General features: G+C 63.5%; 22 protein-coding genes. 5 read left to right on the top strand and 17 right to left on the bottom strand.

Annotated elements, in window-relative coordinates:
- The first annotated feature begins 35 nt into the window (after positions 1–35).
- Positions 36–1,379 (top strand): glycosyltransferase family 4 protein, encoded by a 1,344-nt coding sequence (locus EO99_RS0114500; RefSeq protein WP_029619351.1) that lies wholly within the window; start codon positions 36–38, stop codon positions 1,377–1,379.
- A gap of 34 nt (positions 1,380–1,413) precedes the next feature.
- Complete coding sequence (locus EO99_RS0114495; protein WP_162179311.1) at positions 1,414–1,770, top strand: DUF982 domain-containing protein; 357 nt, start codon at positions 1,414–1,416, stop codon at positions 1,768–1,770.
- A gap of 786 nt (positions 1,771–2,556) precedes the next feature.
- Here EO99_RS0114495 and EO99_RS0114485 read toward each other — a convergent pair.
- The 7 genes from EO99_RS0114485 to EO99_RS0114455 all read right to left on the bottom strand — a co-directional run bounded on the left by EO99_RS0114485 (position 2,557) and on the right by EO99_RS0114455 (position 10,096).
- Positions 2,557–2,790, bottom strand: a complete 234-nt coding sequence (locus tag EO99_RS0114485; RefSeq protein ID WP_029619348.1) for a hypothetical protein — start codon at positions 2,788–2,790, stop codon at positions 2,557–2,559.
- A 78-nt stretch (positions 2,791–2,868) separates the two neighbouring features.
- Complete coding sequence (locus EO99_RS0114480) at positions 2,869–3,102, bottom strand: hypothetical protein (protein WP_029619347.1); 234 nt, start codon at positions 3,100–3,102, stop codon at positions 2,869–2,871.
- 69 nt (positions 3,103–3,171) lie between these two features.
- The gene (locus tag EO99_RS0114475) at positions 3,172–3,387 is read right to left on the bottom strand and encodes a hypothetical protein (protein ID WP_029619346.1); all 216 of its coding nucleotides are present in this window, start codon (positions 3,385–3,387) and stop codon (positions 3,172–3,174) included.
- A gap of 250 nt (positions 3,388–3,637) precedes the next feature.
- Positions 3,638–5,326, bottom strand: coding sequence for a S8/S53 family peptidase (locus EO99_RS0114470; protein WP_029619345.1), 1,689 nt, complete (start codon positions 5,324–5,326; stop codon positions 3,638–3,640).
- A gap of 38 nt (positions 5,327–5,364) precedes the next feature.
- Positions 5,365–6,336, bottom strand: a complete 972-nt coding sequence (locus EO99_RS0114465; protein WP_029619344.1) for a phosphatase PAP2 family protein — start codon at positions 6,334–6,336, stop codon at positions 5,365–5,367.
- Between the two features lie 36 nt (positions 6,337–6,372).
- Positions 6,373–8,124 (bottom strand): hypothetical protein, encoded by a 1,752-nt coding sequence (locus EO99_RS0114460; protein WP_029619343.1) that lies wholly within the window; start codon positions 8,122–8,124, stop codon positions 6,373–6,375.
- 430 nt (positions 8,125–8,554) lie between these two features.
- Entirely contained in the window at positions 8,555–10,096 is a 1,542-nt protein-coding gene (locus tag EO99_RS0114455; RefSeq protein ID WP_029619342.1) for a glycosyltransferase family 39 protein, read from the bottom strand.
- Between the two features lie 289 nt (positions 10,097–10,385).
- On the opposite strand from EO99_RS0114455, the gene EO99_RS0114450 reads away from it, so the two are divergent.
- Together EO99_RS0114450 and EO99_RS0114445 are read left to right on the top strand one after the other, a co-directional pair.
- A complete protein-coding gene (locus EO99_RS0114450) occupies positions 10,386–11,543 on the top strand; it encodes a hypothetical protein (protein ID WP_156034806.1) in 1,158 nt (385 codons plus the stop codon).
- 130 nt (positions 11,544–11,673) lie between these two features.
- Positions 11,674–13,248, top strand: coding sequence for an O-antigen ligase family protein (locus tag EO99_RS0114445; RefSeq protein WP_029619340.1), 1,575 nt, complete (start codon positions 11,674–11,676; stop codon positions 13,246–13,248).
- Between the two features lie 68 nt (positions 13,249–13,316).
- On the opposite strand, the gene EO99_RS26310 is transcribed toward EO99_RS0114445, so the two are convergent.
- The 10 genes from EO99_RS26310 to EO99_RS0114395 form a co-directional block, all read right to left on the bottom strand.
- Positions 13,317–14,219, bottom strand: a complete 903-nt coding sequence (locus EO99_RS26310) for a class I SAM-dependent methyltransferase (protein ID WP_081852066.1) — start codon at positions 14,217–14,219, stop codon at positions 13,317–13,319.
- A gap of 260 nt (positions 14,220–14,479) precedes the next feature.
- On the bottom strand, positions 14,480–16,789 hold the full coding sequence (locus tag EO99_RS0114435) for a polysaccharide biosynthesis tyrosine autokinase (protein ID WP_029619338.1): 2,310 nt from the start codon (positions 16,787–16,789) through the stop codon (positions 14,480–14,482).
- 72 nt (positions 16,790–16,861) lie between these two features.
- Entirely contained in the window at positions 16,862–17,764 is a 903-nt protein-coding gene (locus EO99_RS0114430; RefSeq protein ID WP_029619337.1) for a UTP--glucose-1-phosphate uridylyltransferase, read from the bottom strand.
- 30 nt (positions 17,765–17,794) lie between these two features.
- Entirely contained in the window at positions 17,795–18,754 is a 960-nt protein-coding gene (locus tag EO99_RS0114425) for a glycosyltransferase family 2 protein (RefSeq protein ID WP_029619336.1), read from the bottom strand.
- A complete protein-coding gene (locus tag EO99_RS0114420) occupies positions 18,751–19,686 on the bottom strand; it encodes a glycosyltransferase family 2 protein (RefSeq protein ID WP_029619335.1) in 936 nt (311 codons plus the stop codon). Before EO99_RS0114420 ends, EO99_RS0114425 begins: the two co-directional genes overlap by 4 nt.
- Positions 19,683–20,681 carry a glycosyltransferase family 2 protein gene (locus EO99_RS27835; protein WP_029619334.1) on the bottom strand — a complete coding sequence of 333 codons (999 nt, stop codon included), beginning with the start codon at positions 20,679–20,681 and terminating at the stop codon, positions 19,683–19,685. The genes EO99_RS0114420 and EO99_RS27835 overlap by 4 nt, the downstream gene beginning before the upstream one ends.
- 8 nt (positions 20,682–20,689) lie before the next feature.
- A complete protein-coding gene (locus tag EO99_RS27830; protein WP_029619333.1) occupies positions 20,690–21,883 on the bottom strand; it encodes a glycosyltransferase family protein in 1,194 nt (397 codons plus the stop codon).
- A 53-nt stretch (positions 21,884–21,936) separates the two neighbouring features.
- Positions 21,937–22,737 carry an endo-1,3-1,4-beta-glycanase ExoK gene (gene exoK / locus EO99_RS0114405; protein ID WP_029619332.1) on the bottom strand — a complete coding sequence of 267 codons (801 nt, stop codon included), beginning with the start codon at positions 22,735–22,737 and terminating at the stop codon, positions 21,937–21,939.
- Positions 22,734–23,891, bottom strand: a complete 1,158-nt coding sequence (locus tag EO99_RS0114400) for an acyltransferase family protein (RefSeq protein WP_081852065.1) — start codon at positions 23,889–23,891, stop codon at positions 22,734–22,736. The genes exoK and EO99_RS0114400 overlap by 4 nt, the downstream gene beginning before the upstream one ends.
- Before the next feature lie 370 nt (positions 23,892–24,261).
- Positions 24,262–25,731: a lipopolysaccharide biosynthesis protein gene (locus EO99_RS0114395; RefSeq protein WP_029619330.1), complete on the bottom strand. Its 1,470-nt coding sequence runs from the start codon at positions 25,729–25,731 to the stop codon at positions 24,262–24,264.
- Between the two features lie 115 nt (positions 25,732–25,846).
- Between EO99_RS0114395 and EO99_RS0114390 the strand changes: the two genes are divergently transcribed.
- Positions 25,847–26,815, top strand: coding sequence for a glycosyltransferase family 2 protein (locus EO99_RS0114390; RefSeq protein ID WP_029619329.1), 969 nt, complete (start codon positions 25,847–25,849; stop codon positions 26,813–26,815).
- The last annotated feature ends 19 nt before the right edge of the window (positions 26,816–26,834 follow it).

Here is a 26,834-nt window from a genome sequence, read left to right as displayed (position 1 = left end):
CGGTGGGGGAAGACACACATGTCCAGACGGGAACGATGATCAGACCGGACCAGTGCGACGGGATCGACGAAGCGGCGGTCAGGGAAGACCCGTACGACTTCGTTCAGGTGCCGGAAGGCGCGGCCGAGGACCTGCGTGCGCTGTTGGGCATTCCTGCCGCCGTTCGGCCGCGAATTGCCTTCCTTGCCGGTCCTGGCGATGCCGCCGGCAGTTTCGAGCACTGGACCAGGCGCGAGGCCGATCCGCGCACGCCGGTCATGGCCTATTCCACGATGTTCTACTGCCTGGTGGCCCGTTTGAACGCGGAAGCGCTGGTGGTGTGCGAACAGGCCCAGCTGCCCAATGTCGAGGATCCGCGCTTCGCCTTCATCTCGATCGATCGCCCCCGCCCCCCTGGCCCGGTCGCCTATCGGCGCTCGGAAATGGCCTACGGCAGACGGGTCCTGCGGGCACTGCGCGACTATCAACCGCACATCCTGTTGGTCGGCATCGACGCACCATTCTGGCTGATGCGATTTGCACCTCAGGAATGGCGGATCGTGCTGACGGCCCATAATGCTCTCTATCCCATGGGGCTGGAGCAAAGGACGCCGCGGCAGCGCCTGCGCGGCTGGCTGACGGCGGCGCGCCTGAAGCGGGTGGTGACGGGCGTCTGCACCTCACAGGAAGTCGCACGGCAGGTGGCGGAAGCCTGCCCCGCGCTTGGCGGGCGACTTTGGACGGAGGTGCCGCAAGTGCAGCGATGCCATCTTCGTTGCGGCCGTGACGCAACCGGCATCCGAAGGATCGTCTATGTCGGCCGCCTGGAGGAGGACAAGGGGCCATTGGACCTGCTTGCGGCCTTCGAGGCCGCCGCCAGCCAGCACCAGGACCTGGAGCTGATATTTGCCGGCGACGGCAGCCTTGCCCCGCGGCTGACGCAACAGGCCCGGCAATCGCCGCTGCGACACCGGATTCATCTGGCAGGCGTTCTGGATGCCCGGGGCGTGCACGATCTCTTGAGCACGGCGGACCTGCTGGTTTGTCCAACGCGCCGGGCGTTCAACGAGGGCCTGGCACTGGTGGCCATCGAGGCGGCCATTCAAGGTGTACCGGCAATCCTCAGTTCCGTCGTCCCGGCCAAGCAATTGCTGCAGGATGCCTGTGTGGAATTTCCTGCAGATGACGTCCATGCGCTGCAAAAATGCATGCAGGACCTGATTGCGGACCCCGGCCGGGTCGCCCTTCTGCGCGACGAACTGACCCGACGCAGGCATGTCCACTTCGATCGATCGCTGTCTTGGGGAAGCCGTCTTTGTCAGGCCCTACTGGCAATCGAGCGCACGAAGCAGAGCCGCCCACCACCCCATGGCTGGCATGACGGGCAACGATGGCCGTGATGCCTCACCGCGCATCGACCGGAAGGAGAAGAGCATGGCAAGGATCAGGGGACGTCGTCCACCGGCCGCCGAGGCAGACAGTGGCTGGAGCGACTGGTCTCATCCCATCACCGTCGTGACCGGGCCTTATCGCCGGGAGGTGATCGGCAATCCCGCCGAGGCCTTGAGCTTCATGGCCAATCGCTGGACGGCCGGGCGCAATGACGAATACCAGCGGGCGCGCCAGCTTGCGTCCGAGTTCCTCAGACGCCGCGAAACCAGCGAGGCGGTGCGGGTCGCCTTCCTGGCGGCCGTCAGCACGGCCTATGGTGTCACCGGCATCTCTGCTCGTGTCGATGTCCCCGCGGGGGATGATGTCGATGACAGATCCGAGTTCGATCCGGTGCTGTGATCCATCCCTCAACGGCGCAACCGTCGGCAATGGGCCTGCCTTGCAGGACCTGAAGGGATCTCGAGACCCCCCTGCCCGGCGCGCGGTTCCCGGCCTGCGCCTGTGGCTGCCAGGCCTCATTCCTTTGGCGGTGACGCTACGCCGATCGGATGGCTTGCCGGGAAGGCGGTTGAGGATCATCCTCATGGCTTGGGGGCCGAGGGAGAACCCGAAGGTGCCGTAGATGAGACGCCTTCGGGTTCATTTCTCCCAGTCCCCTTTTTTCCTCTTCGGCACAGCCGCCCACACCCGCCAGCCAGTGACCGACAAGACCGCTGGCCGTCGCCATGCGGGTACCGACCGAGGCCTTTGTCGCTGATGCGGCGAGATGGAGATCTTGCAAGTCAGCGTCGACGTCGAGATCACGCTGCCGCTGCAGGGCCCTCTATCGTCTTCTTCCGCACGTTCGGCCGCGATCCGCAGGGTGCGCCCCGCTTGTGGATGGCGGCTGGCCATCATCGTGCCGTCGGGGAAAAGGCTTCCGCAGCGAAGCGGTGCTTGCTGCAGGATCCTGCAATCCCCCCAAGCGGTCGCCACCTCCTCACCGCCCATGTCGAGCATCGCGTCTCGGCACCACGTCTGAAGCACCGCGTCGCGCGTTTTGTGATCGGCATGGGCCGAGAACAAGCGTCGCTGCAAGAGAGACAGCGTATCAAGTGAGTTGGCATGGATTTGCGGCGAAGGGCACGCAGAACGCCATCCCCAGATGATGAACGTGCCGCGTGCCCTTCGCCCTTCGCGGAGGTATCAGCGGTGGCGGTCAGGTCCCGCAAAGTAGTCGCCGCTGTCAATCGTCTCGCTGCCCGTCATCGCACGCGGCAGGAAAGCGTTGGTCGAGTGGGTTGTGAGACGGTCGACGCCTGGGGCGTGAGCTGCCGCACCGGCACCCGAGTAGTATTCCCCTTCGGCCGCGGATGCTGCGGTGGCAAAGGCTGCCGAGGCCGTCAATGCGGCGGCGAGGATGGTGTATGTGGTTTTCATGGGTCTGCCCTTTCGTTGGTCGCACGGGGTCTTCCACCGCGCAGTTGGGTTGAATGGATCAGTGGATCCCGGTGCAGATCACCGGGCGCCCTTGACCCTGTCATGGAGGTTCCGGTTGTCTCGCGATGTCGGCATGCGTGACACGCCGGGTTTCTTCCATCGCGGGCCGCCCGTGACCACCTGGTCAACAGGCATGATGCCCAGTGCGAGCTCGGCACCTTGAAAGTATTCACCTTCGGCAGCGGATGCTGCCCTGTCTATTGCCATGCCTGCCACAAGGACCAGGCTGGCCGTCAGCAGTATCTTTCTCATGTTGCTACCCCTTTTCTGGTTTGCCACCCGTCACGGGCAGCCTGTTTCGTGGGTGTGTGTCGGCTTGCACTAGGGTGGCAACGCCCCCTCGTAATAGTCGCCGGCCTTGTTCGACCCGAAGACGAGCCTGTGTCGTCTGTTGGCCGCGTCCCAGCCCTGCTGATCGCGCTGCAGGCCGATCACTGATCCCCTGACAGGATCGATCCCGTCGCCGTGATGGCTGTTGCCGTGCAATGCCACCCAGGCGACAAGAGCTGGAGCGAGATGCTGGATCTGTTTGCGCATTGCTCTTCTCCCTTCTTCAGTCTCGGCACGCCGTTGATCGGCGTCGCCTTTGTTGTTGAAAGGAGCATCGCGCACCGGCGTCAGTCGTGCGCAAATCCACCGTCAATGCGGCGTGAAAAAAGAGGCGTGCGTGGAAAAATGTCGCCGGCGCGGGGACGCGACGGGTCGCGCACCGATCAGATGGAGGTGTCGGATTCAAGATCCGGAGCCACCACCCCTGGAGATGCCAAACAATCGCGCAGCCTTTCGACTAGGATGCGAGAGCCGCCTGAACCGCTGCTGCTGCGTCTGGCAGCCCGGCTCCGAAGAAAGACACCGGGGCTTTGTTGTCTTCCTGGTCTGCGTTCATGCAGTCGGGCGTGAGCGGACGGAAACCCGGCGCGACAACCCGTTGGTGGTCCGACGCCGCCACCAGAATTGACTTCACCGCGACTCCATCGAGCCGAGCGCCCTGACCATGACGGGTCTTGTGCGCTCTCTGTATCAAAGCGCAGACTCCTCCGATCAGCGCCGCCGCACCGGATGTCCCTCCGAAGCTGGTATAGTAGCCGCCGCCGATGCCCGGGTTCTGTTCCGGCGGCAGGGACGACCACGGCTCGTCGCCGCGGTCGTAACCCCAGGAGCCGGGAAGGTCGGTCGTCAGCAGGCTGAAGCCGGAGTAACGATATTCCCTGGAGCGGCCGGCAAGGTAGGCGTGGCGGGCATGAAACGGCGACTGCCGGTCAACGCGCAACTGGTGCCTGTTGAATACCTCGTCATCATCGGAGGGAGCCACCACCGTCAGCCCATCGCCATAGTTGCTGTATCCCGAGCGGAAGCCTTCGACGGTCACCGCGCCAACGGCAATGATGCCGTTTTGCTCTGCAGAAAGACTTGCGGGATAGATGAGCTGGCTCTCGCCGCTGTTTCCCGCGGCGCAGACGATCGGGATCTTGCGGCTCACGGCGAGGATGACGTGCTTCAGGATCGTCCAGAGCCTGCGGCTACTCTCGCTGCTTTGCGGCGACTTGGGATCGAGTTCCTCTCCGCCGCCGCCGGCAGAGAGGCGGGCCACGAGATCCGCCGCCAGCCGGCTCTGGTAGCTTTGCGTATCCCCCGTCAGCTCGGCCTTGGGCGCCAGCCGGGAGCGTTCAGGATCGGGAAGCCCGCGCGGCAGCACAATGACATCGGCTTGCTGATGATGGGCATACAGGAAGGCGGCGATGAACTGCATCGGATCCGCGTCGAAGGACGTGCGGATCGACATCAAGCGCGAGAACGGGTCGACGCCGAAATAGGGCAAGAGATTGCGGTTGCTGTTCGGCTCCGACGGATGCCCCGACGCCGCAAACAGAGCCTCGGGCGAGGCAACCTCGCCCGTCCCTGTGGCGATGGCCGCCGGCTCGCCTGCAATCAGACCGGCACAGGCCGTGCCATGCGCCGCAAATAGCGTCTCAGGATTGATCAGCCGGCGAACGCATCCAGGGGAGCCTGCGATTTCGGCCGTCAGGCTTTCGAGGTACTCCTGATCCTCGTTGGAGAGGCCGAGAGGGCCAAGCCCGTCCAGGTTCAGGCCAGCAAAGAAGGCTTCCGGTTGCTCAGGGCTATAGGGATCCAATTCGTCGGAGACCGCCGTGGTGCGCGCACCGAACGGATGCGACGTCAGATCGATGCACCGATCCTGCTCCAGACGCGTCGCCAGGTTGGGGTGGTGCGGGGCAATGCCCACGTCGACGAGAGCGACCCTCGCCGGCACCACAGGCCCTGCCTCGGCAATGCGATCCCACACGGTGGAGATCACCGCCGGTCGGTCCGTGGCCTGCACCGCCGATGCACCGGGACCGGGAACAGTGGTGGGCACCGGCCCGAAGTCCGCGTCAATGACCTTCAACGCGGCAAGGTGCCACAGATAATAGTAGGATTGAGGAACCTCACTGGAATGCTCAGCTGCAACGCCCATGTTGACATCCTCCTTGGTTCACCGCCCTCGGCGGCGCTCTACGTCCATTCCGCTCGTACCGCCTGAAAGCTTTGACCGAAGGCATCGTGAAGATAGGGTGCGAAGCGACGCGCGAGTTCGCGGCCGGCCTGTGTGTCGCTTGGGTAGTGAAGGCCCGCCCACTCACGGTTCTCCGCCACGTTCTGGGCAATGCGTGCCAGTTCATCCGTGGCCGGATGCTCCGGCAGGATTGTCGCGAAGGCAAAGGCGATCGAATAGCACTGAAAGGCGTGATTGCTGGGGAAGGCGGCATGCGGCGGGACGGCAAGAAGCGGCCTGAGCAGCGGTTCGAAATGGCTGGGCCGCAACCGGTCGAACTTGTCCTTGTAGATGAGCCCCACGTACTCGCAAGCGGTCAGAATCGACTGAAACACCCCCTCGGTCGCCGAATAACCCGCCACGTCCTCGACATGAAGCGGACGGGTAAATTCCGAGACTGAGATCGTCGCCTCTCTTTCAATGTCCGTCAGCCGCCTTGCGCGCTCCCGGTCCCGCTTTTGCATCGACAACAGCACTGTGGTCTCAAGCCGCGTGCAGTCGGGGCCAGGAGGCGCAAGGATGTTGAGAGTCTCCCAGCAGAACCGTCGGGCGGCGGTGAAGGCGCTGACGGATGGTTGCTGATGGAGGCGGCGCAGCTCGAAGGCCGGGACGAGTTGCGCCGACGCCTGAGCGGTGATGCCTCCGGCCGCTTTATTCTTGTTCTTGTTCTTGTTCTTGTTTTTATTCTTGTTCTTGTTGAGGACCGCCTTGTTTGCAACGCTCATGACGGCCAGCGTCCTGATGACGGCGGTGGGAGGCAGGGGAAGACCCGGCTCGCCGTCGTTGGACCGTTCATTCGTATCCGCGGCGGGGATGAGCCCCTGCAATCCGGGGAAGATCCGGTCACCGCGACAGGCAAGAACCGTATCCGGCTCCACCTTGAACGGGAATGCGTTGAGAAATGCCACGGCTGGCGATGGTGTTTCCGGCATAGTGTCCCTCCTTTCCTCATGCGACGTTGCAATGATCTATTGCTCCCGAATACCCGCCTTGACCAAACCCTCGATCAACAGCTGTCCCCCGTCCGTTCCCAGGATCGGGTAGCGGCTTTCCCGCATGGCGCTGATGGACAGATCGGGCTCGATGACCTGCAGGCGCATGAGGTATTTCTCGGCCTGCTCGAGATGATTGGCATGCGCATGACTGGACGCCAGGTAACGCAGGACCGAGTTGAACTGCGGCCGCTCCAGCAAAGCCTCTTCTCCAGCCGCGATTGCAGCAGCATGGTCCCCGGCGAGGGCGGCACTGATGCACCGGGTGGTGTCGAAATAATACTTGTAGCGGCTATGGGCGGCCAACTGGCTGACCCAGCGGGACATCGCCACGGCTTTCGAAGGTTGACCCGTGAAGCAATGCAACATCGCATAGAGATCCCAACCCAGGGGCTGGGCAGGGTTGAGATGGATTGCCTTTTCGAAGAGGTTCGTCGCGCGATCGTAATCTGCAAACAGAAAGGAGTGTACGTGCCCGACCAGAGCAAGCGACACGGGGTTGGTCGCATCGAGCTCGAGTGCCCAGTGCGACAAAGCGCGCGCCTCCTCCATCATCTGGGTGTCGGCAATATTGAACCTTTGTCCGATCTGAAACGTGCGGATGAAGGCCAGCCAGGCATAGGCTGCACCGCTTGGAGCCTGTGCGACGCAACGCGCCAGCAGCCGTTCGGCCCGTTCAAGATCTTGCCGTGACAGCCTGAAGATGGAGTCGATCGCGTGGAGAAGGTCGGCCCCGGCGCAAGCGGGATCCTCCACCCATGGAGACAGCAGGTACTGGCCCACCTGATCCACGATACGGGTGATGATCGGATGCAGCTCCGACATGCTGCCACACCGGATGGCGAACCGATTGGCCACTTGCTCCCCGGACCAGACATGGGCTCCATCGGATCGCCGTCGAAGAACCGCCTGCGCCAGGACGGCATCGCCTTCGAAGGTGAGACGTATCCGGGCGGTGATCGGGAGAACCCTGGCTGGCGATGGATCGGTCTCCATCCCGGCTGGCGACGACCCCTCGAAGGAGAGATCGGCGACACCGATACCAAGGGTTTCGCTCAGCGATCGGGTCAGGAGGTTTTGTAGCTGCAGCGCCACGATGCGCCCCTTGTCGCCCAGCCCGATCACCTGCGGCGGCTGCAGGCGCATCAACACCGGGCGGGGTGGCGCTGCAGCGAGGCCCCTCGGGTCGAGGCCTGTATCGCGCACGAGAAGGTCCGGGCCGGGATATTCGTGACGTCTCACACGCAACGGATCGATCCGGCCGCTGCTGGCCGGGAGCCGCTCCTGAGGCTGGCGTGTGGAAACCGGGCGCTCAGCCTGTCGTCTTATCTGCCAGTTCTGCCGTTCGAGGCTTAACCAGTCCTCAAACTCCGGGTCGCGGATGTCAATTCCCTCCAGCAGCTGATCATGCGCATCGCTCGACGGGCTCGTCTGGTCAATGTCCAGCTCTATCTGTTGCAGATCCAGCCACACGGTTACCTTGTCCGCCTGCACCAGGTCACGCGCGAGGCCGAGCGACTTTCGGATCTCCATCAGCGCCTGTCGCAGGCTGGCCGAAGCCTGCTCTTCCGAGCGATCGCTCCACAGCTTGTCGCGCAACCACGCCCGCGACCGCGCACCCCGACGGGCCAAAGCCAGCATCGCCAGCAAGGCCTGGGCCTTCTGCGACTTGGGAGCAAGGGACACACCGGCCTGATCCATCAGGGCGAAGGGACCCAGAAGGTACATCCGGTACTTTCCACGCATGCCGTCACTTCGGTACATTGAAGTGCGCCTTTGTGCCCAGAAACGACTACCCCCGGCTGGACATCCCCGGTGTAATTGTAGCACGAAGCCAGTCCTCAGAGTAGCATGCGGACGGTGCCGTGCAGGGACCGGGAGACCTCCTTTCGGACTATGCTGCGCGAGACCCCGGTCGAAAGAGGCAGCCGCCGCACGATGATCGCGACAGGCTTTGCAACCGCAGCTTCGCCCCTCAATGTCCCGATCTTCCGCGCCAGGGCCCTGACGAGACGACCAGATCCCTGCTGCAGCACAGGCAAATGCCGCCTCGGCGGAGTGTCGTCCCACCACTGGTGACCTTCGCGGGGCCGATGACGCGCCGCTCTTTCCACCGGCCCTTCCTCTGAGCGGGCAAAGGCTTGCGGCGGCACGCACCCTAGCCACTGCCGTGCGTCTCTGGTGACGGCGGTCGAAGGGACGCGGGAGATCTCTGGCATCGGATCAGGTGCTGGCCCCTGGACGAAAATGCCTCGACCTTGCGAAACTCGGCGTCCGGAAGGGCCAGCACCCGACAATCGTCAGCGAGAGGATTGAGAAGCCAGAAGCTCTGTCCCGACGCGACGATCTGGGCTGGCACATAGGGGTAGACGAGCCGCATTCCCACGGCTGCGTGATCGCTCCTTCCAAACAGGCCACCTCGACCTGCGGCTTCCAGCCTCTGCTTGAGGGCAAGCATGTGGCTGCGAACGGGGGGCTGGATGGCCAATGCGCTGGATCTGCCACGTCCATCTTCCAAGTACCTCAAGACCGCCCAGAATTCCGACGGACCATTGGTCAACATGATGGAGTCCGCCGCAGAACGTGCCTCCCAGGTTCCGATCAGATCGCGATATCCGGCCTTTTCGAACCGAAGGGTGTAGTTGATGCTGGCGACGAGCAACAGCATCGTGACAGCCATGGCCGCCGATTGCCGCAACGGCATTCTGGCGCGAAACACCGCGTCGGCATAAAGCCCCAGGGAAATGGCGACAAAGGGAAGAAACAGACCAAGCGTCCGGTAGATGAAAACCGGCTTGAACGCCACCGAGATGAACAGCAGGACGCACAATGGCAGCAAGACCAGCAGGCCCACCGTCCACCGGCTGACCGGCTGCGTCATCGGCAACAGCAGCATCAGTGGCAGGATCAAGAAGCCGGCCAGGGTCGGCCATGGGAACTCCATTCCCAGAAGCGTGAGGGTGAGATGAATGCCGATGGTGGGCAGATCTAAGCTGGCCAGCCCCTCGGTCTGACGAAGAGCGCCAATGGCCAGCGGATAGACTGCGCCCAAAGCAACCACGCCATAGACCACGACCAGCCGGATGACCTCGCGTCGCCCGGCAAGCTTCATCATCCGCAAGATCGTGGCCAGAAACAGAAAGAATGCGACGAAGAAGCCAAGCCCGTGGGTCAGCGTCAGAGCGAGCCCGAGACCGAGAGCTGCCCACAGGAAGGGCATGGATGCGCGCCCGCTCTGCTCGATCCTTTGAAGAACATACCAGAGGCTGATCTCCAGGATCATCACCATGGCGTACATGCGCACGTTCTCGGCGAAGAACAATTGCAACGGCATGAGGGCAAAAATTGCAGCGGCCCAGATTGCCGGGGCAAACCCGAAGATCTTCCGGCATGCAAGGAAAAGCACGGCGATCGCGGCGATGCTCTGCAGCGTCGAATTGAGGATGAACCACCGGTCGCTGTCGGCGATGGCCGCCCAACCATGCAGTTGCAGATAGTACAGGGGTGGGTGCGTGTCGAAGCGCAGCGTGGCCAGGAGAATGTCGACCAGCGGGCTCTCCGCAAGGGCGACGGAAAAGATCTCGTCTGCCCACAGACGGGGTTCCATGAGGACGTTGACGATGCGCAGCGTAACGCCCGCCAGCACCAGGACAACCAGCAGTCCAAACAGGGGGTGGCGGCGAATGATCCCAGTCTCCATGCGTTCTCAAGCTCCGGATGACGGTTGCAGCTGCGATGACGATGCGCACTCGCCACATCATCGCCCGCACACGGGGGGTTTGCGCCATCCTAGGCCGACGATGCGTTTTGCGCCGATACATCCTTTCGGGGGCGCCCTGGCACCGCCAAGTGCATGGGAAAGCGCAGGCCAGGGCGACGACGGACCGAGCCTCTACGCCTTTCGGTCAGGGTGATACGCGGCGACGGAGTTTGTATCCTGCGTCATGGCACCGTTTTGCCCATCGGTCCCGAGCAAGCCCGGAGCGACAATGTCTCGTCTTCACAGCAGAATGATCACCGCGATAAGATCGGGCAATTGCCGCTCGCAATGGCCCTGCCGCTTCGTTGCCGCCCTCGTGCTACTTGCCGCAGTGGCGTCCTCGCCAACCGCAGGCCAGGCAGGCGACGGGCAAGCGCCCCCCCGCAGGGAGGCGGCGCAGGTCTTCTTTTCCGGTCACAGCCTCATCGACAATCCGTTGCCCGACTGGGTGGAGCTGATTGCCACCAGCCTCGGCAAGCGCATCAGCTGGGAGCAGCAGATGATCCTCGGATCACCGCTGAGGCTGCGCACCCGCGGCGAGGGACCGACAGGATGGAAGGGCTACCGCTACGGAAAGAACCGCGTCGGTGAAGGCATGGACGTGATCGACGAACTTGGTCAAGGCCGCAGCGCCGGGACAGGTCGGCCCTATGACACCCTCGTCGTGGCCGAAAACCATGGCTTGCTGGGCTCGATCATCTGGGAAAACGGGATTGGCTATCTGCGGCATTTCCACGACCGGCTGACGGCGGTCAATCCATCCGGCCGAACCCTCTACGTTCACGCCTGGCTTGGCATTGACAGGCAGGATCCCGGACGCTTCGTAGCGCGCGAGATGGAGATCAGCCGTATCTGGGAGTGCGCCGCCGAGAAGGCAAACCTCTCGCTGGAAGCGGAAAATCGCCCGGCCGGCCTGAGCGTCATTCCCGCAGGCTCCGCCCTTGCCACGCTGGTTCAGCGGGGGCTTTCCGGGCAGGTCGCCGACCTGGCCGGCAGTCCGGTGCAGGTCGTCGATGCCATCTTTCGCGACGACGTCCATTTGACAGATCCTGGAATCTACTTCCTGGCGGCGGTGCATTATGCCGCAATCTACGGCCAGTCCCCGCAAGGGGCTGCGGCACCCGGTTCCGTCGCGCCGGACCTGGCCGCAGAGCTCCAGACACTGGCCTGGCAGGTCGTCCAGCGTTTTCAGGAGAGCCGGCGCCCGCAGATGGCCGAGTGCCGCCGGATCCTGGTCGATTCCGTGTGCGAGAGCTACTGGAGCTACACCCAGTCCTATGAAGAGATCGGCCGCTGCAAGGGCTATTTCTCGCGCACCGACCCGGAGCGGGAGGGTAATCCCTTCGTCTGGCCCGATTCACAATGGACCGCACTTCCCTTCCCTTGAGGGACGGATGGACAACAGGGGATCTGGCACAGGCGGGACGGGGGAAGCGATCGTGTTGACATCAGCCGACATCGAGACAGGCGCAAAGAGGGCCGCAGGCCGCCATGCCGGACCAGAGGCGGTGCGTTGAATGCCCGAGCACATCAGAGCACTGGCCTACGTTCTGATCCTGGCGATACCGGCCTTCTTCGTGGCAGCGCGGCTGGCAGTCCCGCTTGTCGGGGCCAGGGAGTTTTCGCTGTGGCGAAACGCGTGGATCGCCGCGACCGGCCTGACCTTCCTGAGCACAAGCTTCCTGATGTTTGTGGCATTGCTGGCCCTGCTGATCGTCTTCTTGCGCAAGAAGCTGTGCCAGCCGCTGCACCTCTACATCATCTTGATGTTCACGGCGCCCTGTCTTGGGGTGGGCGTGGGCATCCCCGGGCTGTTCAACAGGCTCATCGACCTCAACCCTCCCCGCGTCCTGGCACTGTTGATCCTGCTGCCGATGGCCGTGACGCTATGGGCCCAGCCGGAGATGCGGCGATTGCGAAAGCTCGACATATCGGTCGTGGCATTCTGCGCCATGCTGTCCCTCCTCGCCTTCCGTCACGGCGACTTCAATTCGATCTTCAGGGTCATCCCCGGCTACTGGCTCGACATCGTGCTCTCCTATTTCGTCTTCAGTCGCGCCGTTCGCACGTCGGATGACCTGGATCGCTGCCTGATGGCCTTTGTCGTGGCGGCCTTGCCCCTGGCGCTCGTGGGCATCTTCGAATATCTGCGCGACTGGCGCATCTACTTCGTGGTGATCTTGCGGTGGGACCTGACCCTGATCAGCCCCTATGTGTTTCGCGACGGATCCCTGCGCGCGGCGGCCACAGCCATCGAACCGATTGCCTTCGGCTTTCTGTGTATGGTCGGTGCCGCTGCCCTGTTGGCGATACGATCGGGCAGGGTCGGCTTGATCTGGTGGTGGCTGGCCATGGTGATGCTTGTCGGTGGGCTGTTTGCCAGCCTGTCGAGAGGACCATGGCTCGGATTTGCGCTTTGCGTCGTGATCGTGCTTCTTGCCAGACCGCGGCTTGCTCTGGCGCTCAGCCTGATGGCTGTACCGACGGCGGCTTTGATGCCCTATCTTGGGCCTATGGCGACGATCGACCGGTTCATCAACCTGCTTCCCTTCATCGGACATGCCGACGAAGGCAGCGAAGCCTATCGCTCGCAGCTGCTGGAAAGTTCGTGGACGGTGATTGGCCGCAATCCCTGGTTCGGCTCGATGGACTTCCTGAGCGCGCCGGAATTGCAGGTATTGATCCAGGGTCAGGGGATCATCGACATCGTCAACAGCTACATCCAGATCGCGCTGGAATACGGGCTCCTCAGCCTTAGCCTGTTCGTGGTTTTCTTTGTTGCCATTGTCGCGTCGCTTGCCCGCCTGACGCTGGTAAACACCCAGGCGAAAACGCCCTACCACGCTCTGCTCGGCCTGATGCTGGGAATTCTGTTTACCATCGGCACGACCAGCAGCGTCTCGATCATCCCGCACATCTACTGGGCGCTGAGCGGACTGAGCGTGGCTGCTGTCGCCATGGCACGGGCTCAGGCACGCAGCCCGGCATCCGGCATGGCGATAAAGGGTCAGCCTGAGATCAACAGCGGCCCGCCCGAAGTCGCGGCACTTGCGTCAGCGGCGCCGATGCGGGTGCTTGGTCGCGGGATCTGACCTGCCCTGGCTGGCCGCTTTTGCCCGCGGTCGACCCGGCCGGCTGCCGGCGTCCTTTGCGGGGACGATCAGGGTTTTCGTGCGATCCACGCGATCGCGCCCGACATCTGTGCGATAGGCTGCAGCAGTTCATCCGTCGTCGGTCTGCGTTTGTTGCGCAGCCAGGCTTGAGCCACTTTGGGCGCCAGGTACCAGCCGTAGATCAGCGCCGACAGGCCGCGCAAAGGCCGCGTTGCCTTGTTGCCCATCTCAAGCATGGCACGAAAGCCCGACCACCTCGCCTCCGGCCAGATGTTCACCGGCTCAAGACCGGCAAGCTTCAATGTCATGAACACGCCGTAGGGTGTCATGTGATAGTAGCTTGCATCGTGCCACGGTTCCAGGAACGAGGCCGAGCCGAGACAGAAGCCGCCCGGTTTAAGGACGCGAGCCGCCTCTCTGGCTGCCAGTTGCGGGAAGGCGAGATGTTCCCAGACAGCGGAGGCATAGACCACGTCGAAGGCCTCGTCGCGGAACGGAAGCACATGGGCGTCGCACAGAAGATCGGGCCCGCCGTGGGATCGCAGCCAGTCGTGAACCCGGTCGACCGCAACATCCACCCCGACGTAGGACAGGCCGCGATCACGCATGAAGGTGCGCATCTGGCCGCCACCGCAGCCGACTTCGAGGACCCGCTGTCCCTTCGGCAGGCGACTAAGGCATGCCGCATGCGCCGCGTCGAGATGATAAGTTGCCCCTTTTGCCTGGCCGTGGTTTGGCGGAAACTGCAGGATCTCGGCATCCGGGATGATGGCGGGACTGAAGGCTGACGCCGGCCATTCGAAGCGGACGCTGCCGCCGCCGCTCGGCATCAGCTTGGGACGCTGGTCTTCCCGTTCAAACAGGCGCCCGCAGGCGTCACATCGCTGCAGCGAGACCTGATCCGAACGACAATCGGGACAACACAAAAGACCATCAATTGCGGACGTCATGGCCACCTCCAGACAGGCAAGGTGACCAAGACCTGCAACAGCGTCAACGCCTCCATTAAGCGTAGGCTTATGTCCATGCTGCAGGGTCTGAGCGCTGCTTTTCCTAGCGCCTTCGATGGTTGTCCCGCGCTGCGCCGGCCACGTCGAACGCCAGCCGGGGCTGGCGTTGTTCCCCACCACAAAGACATCACCCGCCAGCGGTTTGATCCTGCGGCACTCGCCCTGGCCGCCGCGTTACCGGCGGCACCCCTCTCCCCCCGCTATCCCTGATAGTAGTTGAGATACTGTTCGCGAAACCGCTCCGGGCTGCCTGGATCGGCAAACCGATGAAGCTGTGACATGTCGGTGTTGTTGAGCAGCACACCCATGACCTTTGCGGCAATCTGCGGCTGCGCGGCCAGCACATTCTGGACCGTCTTGGCCGGCGTCACGCCCCACTGGGCGACAAACAGGAAGCCATCGACGTGCGGCTCGAACGCCTTGGCGTCGACGACGGGCACCAGTGGCGCCAGATCGACGACGATGACATCGAATGTATCACGCACGCTGTCGAGGAAACGCGTCATTCCCGCCGAGGACAACAGCTCGCTGGCGTGGGCCAGACTCTTGCCCCGGGCGCCGACCGGCATGATCGCCAGCTTCGAGCGGCGATCAACCCGCACGGCCTGGGTCCATTCGACCTCTCCCAGCGCAACCTCCACGAGGCCCACCTCCGGTTCCGTTGCCAGCATCTTGCTGAGCCCGGGATTGCGCAGATCCGCGTCGATGACAAGCGTGCGCTGGCCGCTGGCTGCCAGCAGACCGGCAAAATTGGCCGCCACGGTGGATTTGCCCTCGCCAGGCAGGCACGAGACGATGCCGATCACGCGGCAGTGGCGCCCCTGAAGAACGATGTCGCTGGCCAGCCGCGCATTTCTCAAGGTTTCGGCGAAGGCCGAGCGCGGCCAGTCCACCGCCACCCTCATCATGTGCCGGAAATCGATCGGCTCGCCGTGCGGCATCGGCTGCGCGCTCTCCGGCTGCGATCCGCTGGCGCTTGCGGTCCTGTTGCCGCTGATGCGCGGGAGATAGCCGAGGAACGGCAGGCCGATCTTTTCCTGAACGTCCTCGCCGGTCCTGAAGAACCGCTCGCGCACCTCCAGAAGCGTTGCCAGCGCGCCACCTGCCATCGCGCCAAGGACGATCGACAAGGCCATCGTCAGGGTCTTGCGCGGACTGGAAGGGGCCGTCGGCACACCGGCCTCCGAGATCACGCGTGCCTTTGCGATCGGAAACGATTGTTGCTGCGAGGCCTGCTCGAAGCGGGCAAGGTACGACTGGTAGAGCGTCTTCAGCGCCGCCGCTTTCTGCTCGAGCTCCGCCAGCTGCACCATCGAGACATTGGCTTGCGAATTGGTGCCGGCGACTTCCCGGATGCTTTCGCGCAAGGAGCTTTCGCGTGAGCTTGCGACCTCCATCTCGTTGCGGAAGCTGCCGGTGAGCTGCTCCAGTTCGGTGAAGATCTGGCGCGACAGATCCTGCTTTTCCGTCTTCAGGGCCACGGCCTGCGGATGGTCGGCGCCAAACTGCTGCACGACCGCCTGCTCTCGCTCGTTGATGGCGATATAGCGCTGTCTCAGGTCCTGCAGGATCGAATTGTCGGTCTCGCGCGAGGACACCACGGCATTGCCGACGGCCGCGTCCGGGCCCTGTTCGATGATTGCCCGGTATTGCTGGTAGCGCGCCGATGCCGTGGCGGCATCGGCCTGGGCGACGATCAGCTGGCTGTTGAGATCGGCCAGCTGCTGCGCCGAAAGAAGCTCGCCGCGCGGCGACACCAGCCCGTTCTCGACCTTGTATTGCTCCACGGCGAGAGCCGCCTGCTGCGAGCGGCTGTTGAGGTCCGTCAGCCGTTCCTGAAGCCACACCGAAGCGCGCTCCGTCGCGTCAAAATTGGCGTTCAGCTGTTCTTCCACATAGCTGCTGGCATAGGTCCGGGCGATGGTCGCAGAAAGCTGCGGACCGGGAGAGCGTACGGAAATCGCAATCACCGAACTTCGCCCCACCCGCTCCACCCCAAGCGACTGCTGCAGGATGGCAGCGGCCTTCTCGCGCCGCCCTGCCTGCATCGCCTCTTGCGAAACGGGCGGTCGACCCGGCAGCACCAGCGCGACCGTGCCTTTGACTGCGCCCTTGGCAAGATCCAGAAGCGAGCGGGGCGGGTTGAGGATCAGCTCATTGTCCCCCAGCTGCGCCTCGTCGACGACCCGCAGGGCCAGCGCCTTCGATTTGAGGATCTCGACGGCACTGGACATCCGGTTGTCGATCTGCTGGGCACTCTGCGGCCCCTCCTCCTCCTCTGCAAAACGCGACAGGCTGTCGTCGATCAGAATATGCGTCATCGACGTGTAGGTCGGCTGCGTTGCGAAGAGATACAGTCCTGCCAGCAGCATGGCCAGACCAACGCAGGCGATGATCACGCCCAGGCGCCGGACCAGCGCACTCCAGAGCCGATCGAGATCGATGAAGCTGTCGGCGTCAGTCTGCGGCTCGTGGAGCACCGGTTTTGTCCTGAACTGAAGTTGGTCCATGCTCATAGGGCTTTCGCGTTGATGGTCTGGCGGCTGCACCCGGCGGTCGCCGGGCGCAGGTGTCGGCAGGTGCTAGGCAATCTCGGCGCGGCTCCGGTGGTCGTCGAGCAGCGCTGCAAGCGACTTCGCCAACGGTGCCCCCAGGTCCGAGCGCCGCAGCGCAAAGGCGACATTGGCCTCGATGAACCCCTGTTTGCTGCCGCAATCGAAGGTTCGTCCCGCATAGGGATGAGCGTGAAACGGCTGCGTGGCGGCAAGCCGCTGCATGCTGTCGGTGAGCTGGATCTCATTGCCGGCGCCGCGTTCCTGCGACGCCAGAAGCTCGAAGATATCCGGCTGCAGGATATAGCGCCCGTTCAGATAGTAGCATGAGGGCGCCACGGCGGGGTCGGGTTTCTCGACCATGTCGGTGACTGCAAAGCCATTCCTGACGGTGGCGCCCATGCCAACGATCCCGTAGCTCGATGTCTCGTGCGGGGCGCATTCCTCCACCGCGATGACGTTGCCTGCGACCTCGTGGTAAAGGTCCATCAGACCGGCCATGCAGCCTTGCGCTCCAAAGGACACCATATCGGGGAGCAGCAGGGCAAAAGGCTCGTCGCCAACCAGTTCGCGAGCGCACCAAACCGCATGACCCAGCCCGAGCGGAACCTGCTGGCGGGTATAGCTGACGGATCCGGCCACCGGCTGCATCTTCTCAAGCTGGGCAATCTGCGCCGTCTTTCCCGACCGGGCGAGCGTGGCCATCAGGTCCGGCGCCGTGTCAAAGTGGTCTTCGATGGCGCTCTTGTTGCGGCTTGTGACGAAAATGATGGTTTCGATGCCTGCCTCAATGGCCTCATCCACCGCGTATTGCACCACCGGCCGGTCGACGACGGTCAACATTTCCTTGGGCATTGCCTTGGTGGCCGGCAAAAAGCGCGTGCCATGGCCGGCGACGGGAATGACTGCTTTGCGAACGGGTTTGCCATGCATGAAGATAGGTCCTTTCGTCGGAGTGTCTGGTTACGAAACAGGGGTCGAAGTCGGCATCAGCCGGCGCAGGCGCTTGACGATCGGCATGCGCAGGTGCCAGAGCGCCCGCGGGGTCTCGATGGCCGTCTTCAGCGCGCCGGCGGCAGAGCGGTTCTTGATGTGCGACACCAGCGTCAGGAAGGCGCGGGCCTCCAGGAGGCTCCTCGTGCGGCGGCGTTGCGCGACAAGGGCCTCATCCGACAGGTGGAACCGGTTCAGGAAGACCCGGTCCGCCGCCAGCATCGAGTCCACGTGGTGCAAGTCAAGCACGCGCGAGATGGAACCCTGTCTGAGATGGTAGATGTAGCCGGCCGAGGGCTCCACCGCGCAGGTTGCGCCACTGGCCAGGGCCGAGGCGACCAGCAGATAATCCTCGCCGATGCGCAGCCTCTCGTCGAATGCGAGATCGTGCCGTTGCAGGAAGTCACGCGCGAACATCGGCTTCATGTAGCCGAAATTGAAGGTGCTGCGGAACAGGACATTGGATCCGATGTAGTCGGCGAGCGTGAGCCTGGCGCGGGCGCGAAGCTCATCCTCGGTGAACATGCGCCAGCTGCGGCCGCCGTCCATCGCAACGACATCGAGGTTGTCGACAACAAGCGGCGTTGTCAGCGCATCGGCACGCGCGATCATGCGGGCGGACCTGTGGGCCGATATTTCGTCGTCGGCATCCAGCACCGCGACCCAGGCGCCGCTTGCCGCCTCGATGCCGCGATTACGGGCTCTCGCCGGGCCTCCGTTGGACGGCTGGCAGATCACCGTGACGCGCGGGTCGGCAATCTGCCTGACAATCTCAACCGTGTGATCGGTCGAGCAATCGTCGACCACGACGACCTCGAGCGTCACGCCGACCTGGGCCAGTGCGCTTTCGATCGCCCGCGCGATCGTCTCCTCAGCATTGTAGGCGGCGATGACGAAGCTGACGTCCGGTTGGTTCTGGAGCGTTGTCATGATGCCTCCACCAGGCCGTATTGCCTGATCTCGCGCACGCCAAGGATGCCGCTGACGGCCCCCGCATGTAGGGCCGCGCGCAGGAGATAGCGGTTGCGCCGGACAGGCAGGACAACGAAGCCGGCACAGGCCAGGCTGCAAAAGCCGATCTTGGCCAGGGCAAGGCCGGCCTGTCGCAGGCGGCCGGCAACGCTGCCCCGACCGGCGACGATGCGGCCATGGGTCTGTCCGGAGCGGAACCGGCGCTTGATCAGCCAGGCCAGACTGGCGCGGCCAGCCGGGACGGCTTCGGTGACAAGCGCGGCCGGGGCATAGGCGATGGTGCCGCCCGCCCCCGTCATCGCGGCAAAGAACTGCGTGTCCTCACCACCGCTCTGGCCCAGCGCCAGATCGAACCGGCGGCCGGCAACATGTGGTGATCGCATGTCGAGAAGGACATTGCAGGTGTAGCCGGTGCGGATATCGCCTGCGACCCATACCGGGCGGGTGGAATGAAAATCGCCGCGGCGCATCCAGTCGGGGGCGCTGCCATCGTAGAGCGCCTCCACCGGGCCCAGCACCGCATCTGCCCGTGTTGCCGCCATCCGCTCATGGAGCGCCTCCACCCAGGTGGTCGTGGCGCGCTCGTCGTCGTCGATGAAAGCCAGATAGTCAGCCTGGCATGCGTCGAGACAGGCATTGCGTGCCAGAGAAATATTGGCCTGCGGGCAATGGACATAGGCGATCGGATACGGGGACATCCTCGACAGCGTGTCGACCAGGGCTTTTGCGGTCGGTCGGTGATCGTTGTCGGCCACGATCAGCCGCACCCGCAAGTGGGCGGGAACCGTCATGGCAAACAGCGACGACAAGGTCTCTTCGAGCTCGGCACGCCGGAAGGTGCAGATCCCGATGTCGATCGAGGTCGATGGGGTGATCACGTCCGCCGTCATGCAGGCACCTTTCGCGGACCGCGCCGCAGCAGCTCCAGCCAGAAACCGGCTGACCAGGCAAAGTGCATGATCATCGCCGAGATGGCCGCGACCGGCCCGTAGGGATTTCTCTGGCCGACCGCCAACCAGACGCCATAGGCCAGACAAAGGCTCGCCCAGGCCAGAACAGGAAGCGCGGCCGACCAGTGGACAAAGCTGAAAAGCGCACCGAATGCAACGGGGACGACGGCCAGCGGCAGTGCCTGACGCAGTTTTGGAAGCATGCGGTGCTTCATCATGTTGCGCGCCCGGCCCCTGCCGTAGCCGAGGTACTGCCGAAACAGGGAGGCCGGTGTCTTGCGCGGGAAATAGGTCATGAAGGTGCGTCCGGTCATCCAGATCCTGAACCCTGCCTGACGAAGCCGGTGGTCGAGCTCGGCATCCTCATTGTGGCTGAAACTCTCGTCGTAGCCACCGACGGCCCGAAACGCCGACAGGCGCATCAGCGCGTGGTGGCCGTGGTCCACCCATTGACCGCCACCGCCGTCACGATGCTTGGAGCCGCCATTGCCGAGCTTGGAATTTTGGGCAACGGCAGTTGCCTTCTGGAAGAAGCCGAATCCGACCGTCTTCATCCCGGTGACGACGCTGTCTGCCTGCTGCCGGAGCGCCTCCTCCAGCAGCACCTGGCAATAATCGGCCGGGTAGTTGCCGTGCGCATCGATACGGATGAGATAATCGCAGTCGTCGCCGAACTGCGCAACGGCGAGATTGATCGCCGCCGCCTGCAGCCGCTTGGGGTTGTGAAGCACGAAAAGCTCGCGGATGGAACCGGCAAGACCCGCAGCGATGTCGTCGGTGCCATCCGCGCTGCCGCCGTCGGCAACCACGATGCGAAGTGCCATGGTGCCGCGGTTGGCGTCCAGCGCCCGCAGCAAGGGTTCGATCGTCTCCGCCTCGTTGAGGCAGGGAATGACCACAAGCGTCACGCGCCCCTGGAAAGCATCATCTGTCATGGCGGCCCTCACGATCGAACCGGGGAAACGGCCGGCGACGCCCGTTGCGCCTGCATGGCCGTCGTTGTTGCAGCCAGGCGCTCGACCAGGGCGCGGCATTCCTGCGGCCCGGTTGTCCACCGGCTTCGTTCGGTGGCGAAAAGCTCCGTGACGAGCTGCGTGTAGCGATCATCATCCATGTCCTGAAAATGCCGTTGCAAGGCATCATCCGTGGCACTGGCAAGCGTCAGGCCGAGATCCAGGTTGTCGAGAAAGCGGCCCGTTTCGGTTTCCGCCAGGGCAATCGGGACGGCCCCATGCAGCGCGCCTTCATACAGTCGATTGGGCAACAGCCACTGCGAATTGAGCCCCTCCTCGAAGAAGTCGATCGCCCAGACGAAGTGGACCTCGGCATAGATATCGGCCAGATCCTCCGGATTGCGGTAGGGACCGTGATAGACGACATGCGGTGCGGCTTCGACCTGGCCGTCGAAATCATCGAACGCGCTCCGGGCCGGCCGGCCGCGCAGGACGATCTCAACGTCGCCTTGCATGCGCGCCGCAAAGGCGATCAGGATTGCCAGCGACTTGCGGCACCGCAGCGCCCCGAACCAGCCAATCCGCCAGGGCTCTCCCGGCGCCGGTGGGGCGCGCCGTGGACGGGCCTGGGGCAGAGCGTCATCAAGCTCCAGGACCTTGTTTTCCAGGAGCATGGTGGGCAGGGCAAGTCCCGATCGCCTGGCGAAATAGTGGTTGATGAAGGCCGGCGAGCTGGTGATCAGCAACTGGGCATCGCGGCCGAAATAGGCTTCAGCCCGGCGAAACGCCCGCCCCTTGAGGCCATCGTCCAGGAGCAGTCGATGGATGTCGAGGCATTCGTACACCACCGCGGGGCGGCTTGAAAACAGCCGCGCGGCACGCTTGGCAACGACAAGCATTTCCAGGTTCCTGGCGAGGATGACGTCGGGAGCGGCAATCCCCGTCAACCGCGTCCGCAGCGTCGCGGCGGCCTTTGCGACCGCCACAGCCCGCTGCGACAGGCGCCCGTCGCTGGTCTGGCCAAGCCTGATCGTGACGACGTCGGGATCGTCGGCGAGACGATTGTCGGCGCGCTGAAATCCGGCAACAGTGACGCGCGCGCCGCCCTGCTTGAGCATCAACACCCGCCGGCGGATCGCCGCATCGGACAGGTCGTGGGCAAGATAAAGTATGTTCAATGTCACTTTGGCTACTCTTTCACCAACCGGCACGGGCGCAACTGCAACCATCGGGCACGTCACTCGATCTCACACAGAACCGACTGGGGAAAACGGCAGTCTTCGCCCGGTGCCGTATAGGCGATGCGATCCACGGCCATGGAGACAGGAGCGGAATAGGAGAACGGCCCCAGCCATCCGACAAGGTTGTCCGATCCCCAGAGGCTGACGAAGATCTTTTGTGGATGGGAGGGGATCTTCGTCGCGTCGGTGACCTCGTGCACAAGCTTGCCGTCGACGAAGTAGCGCAGCCGCTGCTTTTCCCAGATGAAGGCGTAGTCGTGGAAGCCCTGGTCCGCGCCACCCGCCACGGGCACCATTTTCTCGTTGCCGCCCCGGCCCGAGACATATTGATTGACCTGGACCTGGCTGCTGTTCTTGCCGAGGACCTCGAAATCCAGTTCGTCGTGCGGCTGCTTGTCGACCGGTCCGATATAGCTGAAGAAGGCTGAGTTGAGCCCGGAGCCGGACGCGGCGCGCATGCGCACCTCGTAGGTGCCATAGCCATAGCGCGTCCGGCTTTGCAATTCGGCGCAGGCGTAGTCCCGGTCGCCCGCCTGTGCCTTGGCAAATTCAAGCTGCAGCGTGCCATTGTCGAGCGTCAACTGCTGCTTCGACCAGGTGCAGTTCTGGTGATCGCCATTGCTCCAGCCGTCGGAGACATACCAGAACGACCTGTCGAGCGTGTCAAATTCTTCCACGAAGGAGCGACCGGTTGCGCCATCTTGCGCCGTCGCCGCACCCGGGGCGATGAGGAGGGAAACAAGCAGCAGCGAGCTTGAAAGGGTGCCATGCGGTGCGCGGGATCTCGTTGAAGTCATGCTTCACCTCTTTGGGGGCGCAAGGCTGCGCCGGCTGGTGTCTCGTTCGCCTTGCTGCCGGGATCGGCTTGCAAGACCGCGGCTCGACGGTCGCGTGCGCGGCTTCCGGTGAGGACCCGATAGGTCGCCGACGCCAGTCTCGCGATGATATGATTTGTAAAAAACAGAATGACGAAGGTTGCCGTGATGGCGGCAAGATAAAAGACCGGATAGTTGCTGTCGCCGGCCATCCGGTTCCACACCATCCACAGGCCGACGAGCAGGGGATAGTGGCCGCAGAAGATCCAGAAGCTCAAGCTTCCGGTGCCCGCCAGCGTGCGGCCGAGGCGGGTTTCGATCAGCATCCCCGACAACAACCAGACGCCGAGCGCGCCGAGAATAGACAGTATGTTGCGCGCCAGGTCGAGCCACAGAGGATACTGCGGGCCGGTGCTGTAAAGGCCGATGGCCAAAAGCGCGGCAAGCGCCAGTGTGCCTGTTGCGCCAAGAAGACGGTAGCGGTCGAGTGCGCGCGTGTCGCGGCCATGCAGGGCAAGCGCCATGCCGAAGGTGAAGCTGAAGAGAATCGACTTCTTCAAGACGATGCCGATTGTCACCCCTGGCAGAACCGCCAAAATGAACAGCGCCACGCAGGTAGCCACCGGAGCCCGCCGCACGAGATAGGCCAGGATCGGCGACAGCAGGATGCAGACCAGCAGGTCGCGCAGGAAATACAGGGGCAGGTTGATGGGAAAGCCTTCCAGCGCCAGCGCCTGGCTCAGGAGCTCGCGCGGTGAGGCCTGCCAGAGGTCGGGGAAATAGCCGATGCCGAGCGAAACGCTTTGGATCAGCAGGACCGCAAGCAGCAGGCCGAGGTTCCAGAGCAGGAACGGCGTCAGCACGGTGGTCGCTTTCGTGCGCAGGGTCTTGCCATAGTCGAAACTGGCATAGCCGCGACGGAAGAGCAGATATCCGGAGATGGCGCTCAGGCACGGCACGCCGATGCGAAAGAGACTTTCGCCGAGGAAAACCCGCAGCCAGTCAAACAGGCCAAAGGCGCCTGTAAAAAAGGGACTGGTCTGGGCATCATAGGGCACATGCACGAAGACGATGCCGCCAATCAGCAAGATGCGCATCAGATTGATGCGGGAGGACAGGGTCTGATCGACTGTCAAACGAGTCACCTCTATTTGGGCAGCGCCTCCCGTCGCTGCCATTTCAACCAGAGCAGAGCTTTCAGTCCGCATGAGGAAACCATCGCGGTTCCATGAGAGGAAAATGTGGCACTGCAGCAAAAAACGTCAATCGCGGACTTTGGTCCGACGGTCCGAAGACATCTGCAGGTCCGCCAGGGTCTCCCTTCTGCCTGCCGGTCGCAGCCGGTTCAAGGGTTCTGCAGGCCCGCGAGAGCGGCCGCAGCCGCCTGGCACCATCGCCAAGAAATTCCGGCGGCGGGCAGCATCGGAGGCGGCATTGGCCGGCGCCCACATCGGAACGGGGCAGACCTTGGCAAAAACAAGGCGCAGGCGCGCCCTGTCTGTCGGTTCAGACCGGCAATGCCTGCTTGCGGTTGCGCAGCAAGCCGACCAGCTTGCGCAGGAGTGTCCGCTCGCTGACAAGCAGCAGAAGACCATAGACCAGCCCGCCCACGGCCGCGCCAACCAGGATCTCGATATAGGGATTGGCCACATGTGCAGACAGCGCCGCGAGAGCAAGCCGCACCGTGACGGCCATGACCAGCGCGTTGATCATCGAGCGGCTGCTGATCAGAAGGCCACGCAGGAACGGGATGTCGTCGATACGGAAGACGGCCCAGGAATAGCCAAGCAGGGTCAGCGCGTTGACGACGCACAGCGCCACCATCGCATCGACAAGCGTTCCCCAAAGACACGCAAGCGCGATGGCAGCCGTGGTCGCGACCGCACGAATGACCGCCGACCAGAAGAGGATATGGCCGTGGCCGGTTCCCTTCAGATAGGGGATGAAGGTGCTGCAGGGGGTGACAATGGCTTTCGAAAGGGCCAGCAGGCCGAGCACCGGCCAGGCGTGGGCCCAGTTGGACCCGAAGATTACCAGCATCGCAGGCTGTGCGACGGCCCACAAGCCAAACATCATCGGCGCCAGGATGACGGTCGTGACCTGGGTGCTCAGCATCAAGGCGTCCGAGCGGCGCTTTCGGTCCTGGCCCATGACACTGAATGCGGGAAACAGAACGCCCATGACGGCCGTCAGGACAACCTGATTGGGAATGCTGGCGAAGCGGTTGGCGACCGAATAGGCGCCGGCATCGGCAAGCCCCAGCAGCCTGGCGATGACGATCATCGGCGACTGGAATGTCAGGAAGTTGGCGATTTCCGATCCCATGACGCCGGAGCTGAAGGCCAGCAGCGGCGTCAGCTTGCGCGGCCGCATCACCAGTCTCGGGACATAGGCGGAGGCGCTGTAGAGACCGGCAAGGCGAATCAGCGCCGAGGCAAACAGCTGTGCGACCAGCGCCCAGATCCCAAAGCCGGCAAACGCCATCAGCACCGCGACGATGGCGGCCAGCGATTCCGAGATCGTGCTCCACATCGCGTCCTTGCTGAAGTTCATCCGCCTGGCAAGCAGGCAATAGGCGACATCACCCGACAACTGGATCGGGATCAGGAGAGCCATGATCTGCAGGAGATAGGCGCTTTGCGGCGCCCCCATCAGCACCGCCAGCGGCGCGGCCGTGAGGTAGAGGGCGACAGACATGGCAAGCGCCATGCCCAGATTGGCCCAGAACACCGTGTGGACGGTGTCGACATCCTCCTCGGGCCGCATGATCAGCGCCGACGTCAGGCCGGCACCGCCGATCATGGTCAAAAACTGCACCACCGTCAGCGCCACCGCGACGGTGCCAAATTCGCTGGGGGTCAGAAGCCGGGCGAGAATCGGCACGGTGACAAACTTCAGCCCGAATGTCGCGGTCTTTGACAGCACGCTCCAACCGACATTGGTTGTGATGGTCTTCACGCCGTGGATTGGTGCCATAGATGAAGTCCCGGTGCTGGAGGTCGTTTTGACGATCACTGGCCATCGTAATGCCGCTTAAGATGTCGCCGACGTCGATGGCTTCCATTCCTTCGAGACAAGCAGGGGCAAAAAAATGGCGACCTTTACAGTTGTAATCCCTTTTTATCAGAAACAGGCGGGGATTTTGTGTCGCGCCTTGCGCTCGATCTTCGCGCAAAGCTATACGGATTTCGATATCATCGTCGTCGACGACGCCTCGCCGCACCCGGCCGATCTTGAACTGGCGCAGCTGGAGCCTGAGGAGCGCGCGCGCATCACGGTCATCAAGCAGGACAATGGCGGGCCAGGCGGGGCGCGCAACACCGGGCTCGACCACGTTCCAGCCGCCACGCAATTCGTCGCGTTTCTCGATTCCGACGACCTGTGGCTGCCCGATCATCTCAACCGCGCCTATCAAAGCCTGACTGGCTTCGGAGGCGATTGTTACTGGGCCTCGATGCAGGCCAGCGAGGAGTTCTACTACCATTTCTCCATGTCGCGGCTGGAAGCGACCGACGGGGCGGCAAGACTGTCGCAAACGCCTCTGCTCCTCGAGGTCCCCGACCTTGCCAGCGCCATGCTGAGAAACTGGAGCTTCCTGCACCTGTCGTGCATGGTCATCGGTCGCAACCTGTTTGAGACGGTACGGTTTGATCCGGTGCTGAGGCTTGCGGCGGAAGACGTGCTGTTCTTTTGCGATTGCATCCTGCAATCGCGCCGCAGCCTGCTTTGCGACGAGGCCGGCGCCATGCGCGGCATGGGCGTCAACATCTTCCACAGCATCGACAATCAGTCGCCGCAATTCCTCAGGCAGCAGTTCAACACCTGGGTCGCCCTCGACCGGCTGGAGGCTCGCTTTGCGCAACGGCCGGCCGACGTTGCCTCGATCAGCGCGTATAAGAACACCGCCCGCCGGCAAGCCTTGTGGAGCCAGGCGGGACGGGTTCGCCGGCGTCAGGCGCCCGAGCTTGGCTTGCTGGCCCGCTGGGCCTGGCGCGATCCGGCTCTCTTGGGCACGCTGGTCAAACTGGGGACGGACAAGTTCGGCAAAGCCGGCGCCTGAGCCACATCTTCCTGAAACA

Source organism: Pseudorhizobium marinum (assembly GCF_000705355.1).
GTDB classification, from domain to species: domain Bacteria; phylum Pseudomonadota; class Alphaproteobacteria; order Rhizobiales; family Rhizobiaceae; genus Neorhizobium; species Neorhizobium pelagicum.
The sequence above is the reverse complement of the archived record's forward strand: the minus strand, read 5'-3'. Positions and strand labels throughout refer to the sequence as shown.

What these genes read in the sequence shown, in the direction of transcription:
- EO99_RS0114425 (WP_029619336.1), bottom strand. Translation starts at nt 18,754, where the DNA reads ATGACAACGCTCCAGAACCAACCGGACGTCAGCTTCGTCATCGCCGCC.
- exoK (WP_029619332.1), bottom strand. Translation starts at nt 22,737, where the DNA reads ATGACTTCAACGAGATCCCGCGCACCGCATGGCACCCTTTCAAGCTCG.
- EO99_RS0114485 (WP_029619348.1), bottom strand. Translation starts at nt 2,790, where the DNA reads ATGAAAACCACATACACCATCCTCGCCGCCGCATTGACGGCCTCGGCA.
- EO99_RS0114465 (WP_029619344.1), bottom strand. Translation starts at nt 6,336, where the DNA reads ATGCCGGAAACACCATCGCCAGCCGTGGCATTTCTCAACGCATTCCCG.
- EO99_RS0114390 (WP_029619329.1), top strand. Translation starts at nt 25,847, where the DNA reads ATGGCGACCTTTACAGTTGTAATCCCTTTTTATCAGAAACAGGCGGGG.
- EO99_RS26310 (WP_081852066.1), bottom strand. Translation starts at nt 14,219, where the DNA reads ATGACGTCCGCAATTGATGGTCTTTTGTGTTGTCCCGATTGTCGTTCG.
- EO99_RS0114460 (WP_029619343.1), bottom strand. Translation starts at nt 8,124, where the DNA reads ATGTACCTTCTGGGTCCCTTCGCCCTGATGGATCAGGCCGGTGTGTCC.
- EO99_RS0114470 (WP_029619345.1), bottom strand. Translation starts at nt 5,326, where the DNA reads ATGGGCGTTGCAGCTGAGCATTCCAGTGAGGTTCCTCAATCCTACTAT.
- EO99_RS0114435 (WP_029619338.1), bottom strand. Translation starts at nt 16,789, where the DNA reads ATGGACCAACTTCAGTTCAGGACAAAACCGGTGCTCCACGAGCCGCAG.
- EO99_RS0114395 (WP_029619330.1), bottom strand. Translation starts at nt 25,731, where the DNA reads ATGGCACCAATCCACGGCGTGAAGACCATCACAACCAATGTCGGTTGG.
- EO99_RS0114450 (WP_156034806.1), top strand. Translation starts at nt 10,386, where the DNA reads ATGTCTCGTCTTCACAGCAGAATGATCACCGCGATAAGATCGGGCAAT.
- EO99_RS0114475 (WP_029619346.1), bottom strand. Translation starts at nt 3,387, where the DNA reads ATGCGCAAACAGATCCAGCATCTCGCTCCAGCTCTTGTCGCCTGGGTG.
- EO99_RS0114430 (WP_029619337.1), bottom strand. Translation starts at nt 17,764, where the DNA reads ATGCATGGCAAACCCGTTCGCAAAGCAGTCATTCCCGTCGCCGGCCAT.
- EO99_RS27835 (WP_029619334.1), bottom strand. Translation starts at nt 20,681, where the DNA reads ATGACAGATGATGCTTTCCAGGGGCGCGTGACGCTTGTGGTCATTCCC.
- EO99_RS0114500 (WP_029619351.1), top strand. Translation starts at nt 36, where the DNA reads ATGATCAGACCGGACCAGTGCGACGGGATCGACGAAGCGGCGGTCAGG.
- EO99_RS0114495 (WP_162179311.1), top strand. Translation starts at nt 1,414, where the DNA reads ATGGCAAGGATCAGGGGACGTCGTCCACCGGCCGCCGAGGCAGACAGT.
- EO99_RS0114480 (WP_029619347.1), bottom strand. Translation starts at nt 3,102, where the DNA reads ATGAGAAAGATACTGCTGACGGCCAGCCTGGTCCTTGTGGCAGGCATG.
- EO99_RS0114420 (WP_029619335.1), bottom strand. Translation starts at nt 19,686, where the DNA reads ATGACGGCGGACGTGATCACCCCATCGACCTCGATCGACATCGGGATC.
- EO99_RS0114455 (WP_029619342.1), bottom strand. Translation starts at nt 10,096, where the DNA reads ATGGAGACTGGGATCATTCGCCGCCACCCCCTGTTTGGACTGCTGGTT.
- EO99_RS0114445 (WP_029619340.1), top strand. Translation starts at nt 11,674, where the DNA reads ATGCCCGAGCACATCAGAGCACTGGCCTACGTTCTGATCCTGGCGATA.